The sequence below is a fragment of the Holdemania sp. 1001302B_160321_E10 genome, from assembly GCF_015552275.1.
Lineage (GTDB): Bacteria > Bacillota_I > Bacilli_A > Erysipelotrichales > Erysipelotrichaceae > Holdemania.
Genome location: NZ_JADNEM010000078.1, coordinates 1 through 1,405 on the forward strand (window position 1 = coordinate 1; position 1,405 = coordinate 1,405).

Annotated in this window: 1 protein-coding gene; it reads right to left on the reverse strand. The window is 52.7% G+C overall.

Annotation, left to right across the window (positions count from 1 at the left end; all coding sequences use genetic code 11):
- Nucleotides 1-1,396 (reverse strand): hypothetical protein (locus tag I2D94_RS18765; RefSeq protein ID WP_195397914.1); only part of this gene is annotated, 1,396 nt, incomplete at its 3' end.
- Between the last annotated feature and the right edge of the window lie 9 nt (nucleotides 1,397-1,405).

A 1,405-nucleotide genomic window follows, 5' to 3' on the forward strand; every position in this document is an offset into this window, starting at 1 on the left:
TGTAGCTGCCAATATCTTTGGTATCAATATCCCCCAGCCGGGTGTTGCGATCCGCCTTAAGCACATACGGCAGCGCAATGATCGTCTGCGGCAGCGGCGCCTGGCCGGCCATCAACATGCCCGCATGTGGCCAGCCGGTATAAACTGTGTCCTCCGCGATGATCTGATTGCTGATCAGCTCCTCAGTGGCCTGGTAAAAATAAATCTTACCGTCGCGGCCCTCTTTAACGATGGCGCCGACCGCGATGGCCACCACCTTTAATGCGTCCTTTTTGTTTTGCGTTGGGATGTAGCCGGTCAGCTTAATCCCGCCGACATTGGGATGGACGTAGTGATCATAACCGATCAAGATATCCGCGACGATATCGGCAACCGCGGCATCCTGCCAAAACGGCGAGTAATAATCCTCGTCGTCCAGCAGCATGTTTAAGATCCCATACGCCTTACAGGTCAGCTTGGCAGACTTGCTGGATGGCGGATCCAGATAATACTTGCCCATGTTGACCCGCTCGAAGATCCCAGTCTTGCGGTTTTTGACACCGGCCTGCACCCGCACCTCCTGCCCTTTTTTGAAATAGCGCAGCAGATCCGACGGGTTAAGCAGATCATATTTGCGCTCATAGTTCTCGAGGTTAAACGACAGCTCGTTGGGATAGAGCGTATTGCTTAACAGTGATACCTGCTCCTTAACTTTTGCTCCCTGCGTCTGTTCGCCCGTCAGGGCATACGTTAAACCAAAATCAATTTCATACAGCTTGACATAAGTCTGCGGGTTTTGTGTCTGGATCATCTCAATCTCAATGCGATCATAGCCATCAACGCTCTGGCCATACTCCTGCTTGGCTGGAGCCTCACCGTAATTAAACGTTCCGACAGTCATCGTGTTAAATTGATCCATGGTGATGTTGGCGCTGTTAAACGACTCAACGGTCCACGCCGGGTATAGCAGCTTGTGCTCCGCCAGCAGCTCGCCCCCGCGGTACCACCGGCAGATCGACTCCACCGGCTTGCTGTAGTCATCATAGTAACAGGTGATACCGGCCGAGCTGTGCCGCTTATCAAACTGCACCATGATGATCTGCGGCCTGGCAAACTCGCAGCTGTCATCTGACAACTCTGACCACCAGCCTACTCTCTCCCGGGTGTAGTCATCCGGCATCAGCGTCATGGATCCGTCAAGCAGAAATTGATCGTACTCGCAAGTCGCAAAGCGTTTAGGGATATCACGGTCGCCGTCATACACCTCACTTAGATGAGCCAGGCGCCGCTGGCTTGCAGTCACCTCTGTGATATCACCCTTGGCGGTGTTGTCAAAAACGTCGATGTCGATCTCGGCTTCCGTATCCCTATACTTATAAATAGAGTTCTCAAAAAAGGTCTGCGTTGTTTTAGCCATCCTGCCGCC